4 protein-coding genes and 1 pseudogene are annotated in these 4,025 nt (G+C 64.3%); 2 read left to right on the top strand and 3 right to left on the bottom strand.

Annotated elements, in window-relative coordinates:
- The 3 genes and pseudogenes from FOZ70_RS37345 to FOZ70_RS37335 all read right to left on the bottom strand — a co-directional run.
- The coding region (locus tag FOZ70_RS37345) for an NAD(P)-binding domain-containing protein (protein ID WP_219707879.1) at positions 1 to 454 on the bottom strand (454 nt) is incomplete at its 3' end.
- Between the two features lie 104 nt (positions 455 to 558).
- A complete protein-coding gene (ilvN, locus tag FOZ70_RS37340) occupies positions 559 to 1,050 on the bottom strand; it encodes an acetolactate synthase small subunit (protein ID WP_011352712.1) in 492 nt (163 codons plus the stop codon).
- A 125-nt stretch (positions 1,051 to 1,175) separates the two neighbouring features.
- Positions 1,176 to 2,723 (bottom strand): annotated as a pseudogene (locus FOZ70_RS37335) (acetolactate synthase 3 catalytic subunit); the annotation flags it as partial.
- A 355-nt stretch (positions 2,724 to 3,078) separates the two neighbouring features.
- On the opposite strand from FOZ70_RS37335, the gene FOZ70_RS37330 reads away from it, so the two are divergent.
- Entirely contained in the window at positions 3,079 to 3,642 is a 564-nt protein-coding gene (locus tag FOZ70_RS37330; protein WP_021162797.1) for an RNA polymerase sigma factor, read from the top strand.
- Positions 3,639 to 4,025 (top strand): DUF3619 family protein (locus FOZ70_RS37325; RefSeq protein WP_258025846.1); only part of this gene is annotated, 387 nt, incomplete at its 3' end. The genes FOZ70_RS37330 and FOZ70_RS37325, both read left to right, overlap by 4 nt.

The following is a 4,025-nucleotide window of genomic DNA, read 5'->3' as shown; positions in this document are numbered from 1 at the left end:
CCGCGATCAGGTGCGGCACGCCGCCACCTTGCGAGTACGTGCCGCGCACGGTGTGGCCCGGTGCCTTCGGCGCGATCATGATCACGTCGAGGTCGGCGCGCGGGATCACCGCGCCGTAGTGGACGTTGAAGCCGTGCGCGAATGCCAGCGCCGAGCCCTGCTTGATGTTCTCGTGCACTTCCTTCGCGTACACGTCGGCGATCTGCTCGTCCGGCAGCAGCATCATCACGACGTCGGCGCCCTTCACCGCTTCCGCGACTTCCTTGACCGACAGGCCTGCGTTCTCGGCCTTGCTCCACGACGCGCCGCCCTTGCGCAGGCCGACCGTCACGTTGACACCGCTGTCCTTCAGGTTCAGCGCGTGTGCATGGCCTTGCGAGCCGTAGCCGATGATCGTGACTTGCTTGCCCTTGATGAGGGAGAGGTCAGCGTCTTTGTCGTAGAAAACGTTCATGATGGTTCCTTCGCTAATTCAAAAATTCAACAATTCGTTCGGATGGAGTACTGCGGGCCGGGACATGACGGCGCACCCGGCGTGCCACTTTGGCAATGTCGGCATCACACCTTCAGGATGCGCTCGCCGCGTCCGATGCCGGAGCTGCCGGTGCGCACGGTCTCGAGGATCGCGCCCGCGTCCAGCCCCTGGATGAATGCGTCGAGCTTGTCGCTCGCGCCCGTCAATTCGATCGTGTAGGTCTTTTCGGTCACGTCGATGATGCGGCCGCGGAAAATGTCCGCCATCCGCTTCATTTCTTCGCGCTCCTTGCCCACTGCACGTACCTTGATCAGCATCAGCTCGCGTTCGATGTGTGCACCGTCGGTCAGGTCCACCACTTTCACCACCTCGATCAGGCGGTTCAGATGCTTCGTGATCTGTTCGATCACGTCGTCGGAGCCAATGGAAACGATGGTGAGCCGCGACAGCGATTGGTCTTCGGTCGGCGCCACCGTCAAGGTTTCGATGTTGTAGCCGCGTGCGGAAAACAGACCGACCACGCGCGACAGCGCGCCCGGTTCGTTCTCCAGCAGGACGGAAATGATGTGTCTCATGTTCGCTTCTTCCAGAATGTGTCCGTGTCGATTCACTCGCGCCGCGCGCCGCCGCGTGCCGCACCGCCTTTCGTGAAGGCGGCCGCTTCGGCCCAGGCGCGCGTCGCGCCGTTACAGGTCTTCNNCGCATCCATGTACGAATGCGAATAGCGCTTGCTGTATTCGATCTGCTGCCACTGGCGAACCATGCCGAGATAGCGGTTGTTCAGCGAAATGATCTTCACGGGCGTGTCGTACTGCAGGCAGGTCGACAGCTCCTGGATGCACATCTGGATCGAGCCTTCGCCCGTGATGCACAGCACGTCGTCGTCCGGGTGCGCCATTTTGACGCCCATCGCTGCCGGCAGGCCGAAGCCCATCGTGCCGAGGCCGCCGGAGTTGATCCAGCGACGCGGCTTGTTGAAACGGTAGAACTGCGCCGCCCACATCTGGTGCTGGCCGACGTCCGAGCACACGAACGCATTGCCGTCCGTCAGCTCCCACGCCTTCTCGACCACGTACTGCGGCTTGATGATCTCGCTTTCGCGGTCGTACTTCAGGCAGTCCTTCGAGCGCCAGCCCTCGATGTCCTTCCACCATTGCGCGAGGGCTTCGGTGTCGGGGCCATGCTCGGCCGTCTGCAGCTGCTCGATCAGCTCCTTCAGCACCTCCTTCACGTCGCCGACGATCGGGATGTCGACCTTCACGCGCTTCGAGATCGACGACGGGTCGATGTCGATGTGGATGATCTTGCGCGGACGCGACGCGAAGTGCGCCGGATCGCCGATCACGCGGTCGTCGAAGCGGGCACCGATCGCGATCAGCACGTCGCAGTGCTGCATCGCCATGTTCGCTTCGTAGGTGCCGTGCATGCCGAGCATGCCGAGGAATTTCTTGTCCGACGCGCGATAGCCGCCGAGGCCCATCAGCGTGTTCGTGACCGGGTAGCCGAGCAGGTCCGCGAACTGGTTCAGTTCACGCGACGCGTCGGCGAGGATGATGCCGCCGCCCGTGTAGATGTACGGACGCTTCGCCGTCAGCAGCAGCGACACGGCCTTGCGGATCTGGCCCGAATGGCCCTTCGTGACCGGGTTGTACGAACGCAGCGACACGCTCTTGACGGGCTCGTACTGGCACGGCGTCTTCGAGATGTCCTTCGGGATGTCGATCAGCACGGGGCCCGGACGGCCGGTGCGGGCGATGTAGAACGCCTTCTTGACGGTTTCCGCGAGGTCGCGCACGTCCTTCACGAGGAAGTTGTGCTTCACGCACGGACGCGTGATGCCGACGGTGTCGCACTCCTGGAACGCATCCTGGCCGATCGCTGCCGTGGGCACCTGGCCGCTGATCACGACCATCGGGATCGAATCCATGTACGCCGTGGCGATGCCGGTCACCGCGTTGGTGACACCGGGGCCCGACGTCACGAGGCAGACGCCGACATTGCCGGTGGAACGCGCATACGCATCGGCTGCGTGCACGGCCGCCTGTTCGTGGCGCACCAGCACGTGCTGAATCTTGTCCTGCTTGTAAAGCTCGTCGTAGATGTAGAGTACCGAGCCGCCGGGGTAGCCCCAGATGAATTCGACGTTTTCATCGGCCAGTGCCTTCATGAGCACGGTACCGCCGATGGAGTCGCTATCGGGAGGGGAAAGGGGTTCCGACGTGGAGAATTCCGCGCTGGGCATGTTCATTTTGACCTTTCGAATTTTCGGCAAAAAATTGATCGGGTGCTCTCTGCCGGGCTTGTGGCTCGGGTTCAAGCGGCGCGTCCAGTTTGAAGGGCAGGCTTCTTGGGCCAGCCTCAAATGAGACCATCACTTCATGTTGCGAATCGCTGACGATAGCGGGTCGCGAATGGGCCGTCAAGCAAAATATCCCGCAGCGCATCATGGGCGCCGCCCGGCACCCCGCCGCCGCGGCTCGCGCGCAACGTGCGGCGCCCGCCCCGGTGCCAAGCGGCGCGAAAATTTGATAGCATCCGCGGGTTTTACGAAATTTTTCGACCTTTTTCACCACGCAGCGGCCCGCAGCGCATACCTTCACGGAATGGCATCAGACAAGGAACTCGCCGACTTTCTGGCGGGCGTCGAAAGGCGCGCGTTCAAGCAGGCCGCGTACGCCGTGCGTGACGACGATGCGTCGCTCGACATCGTGCAGGACGCAATGATCAAGCTTGCGGAGAAGTACGGTGACCGGCCGGCGGCCGAGCTGCCGCTGCTTTTTCAGCGGATCCTGCAGAACGCGATCCACGACTGGTTCCGCCGGCAGAAGGTCCGCAACACGTGGGTCACGCTCTTCTCGTCGCTGAACAACACCGACGACGACGACTTCGACCCGCTCGAAACCCTCGAATCCGCGGACGACAACGCGGGCGTCGAAAGCAGCGAGCACCGCCTCGAACGAGAGCAGGTTCTGGCCCTGATCGACGAAGAAATCCAGAAACTTCCGGCGCGTCAACGGGAAGCGTTCCTGATGCGTTATTGGGAAGATATGGATGTCGCCGAGACTGCCGCCGCAATGGGGTGCTCCGAGGGCAGCGTCAAGACGCACTGCTCGCGAGCCACCCACACCCTGGCGCAAGCGCTCAAGGCCAAAGGAATCACGCTATGAGCTCCGCTCCCGCAAATCGAGAACACGAATTCGCGCTGAAGGTGCGCCGNNCGGCCGACCTGCCTGCCGCGACCACCGACCGACTGGCCGCCGCCCGCCGGGCTGCGCTCGCGCGCAAGAAGCCCGAAGCCGCGACCGTGCCGGTGTTCGTGCCGGCCTTCGCCGGCGCGGCCGGTGCGTACGGCACGGCGCCCGCGAGCCGCCCGCAGGCCGGCCGCCCGTACGCGTCGTTCGCGCGCCGCCTGCTGCGCGCGTGGCCGCTGGCGCCTCTGCCCCCCGGGCCCCGTCGCCATCGCCTACCGGGCAGACCCGCCAGCCCCCCCCCGCACCCGCCCGACCTCGATCCGGCCCTGCCCCCCCCCGCCCCGCCTCCCAACCCCGTC

It is taken from the genome of Burkholderia sp. COPS (assembly GCF_019425585.1).
Classification (GTDB): domain Bacteria; phylum Pseudomonadota; class Gammaproteobacteria; order Burkholderiales; family Burkholderiaceae; genus Burkholderia; species Burkholderia cepacia.
Note: the sequence above shows the minus strand (reverse complement) of the source record. Positions and strands in the feature narration are given on the sequence as shown.

What these genes read in the sequence shown, in the direction of transcription:
- FOZ70_RS37330 (WP_021162797.1), top strand. Translation starts at nt 3,079, where the DNA reads ATGGCATCAGACAAGGAACTCGCCGACTTTCTGGCGGGCGTCGAAAGG.
- ilvN (WP_011352712.1), bottom strand. Translation starts at nt 1,050, where the DNA reads ATGAGACACATCATTTCCGTCCTGCTGGAGAACGAACCGGGCGCGCTG.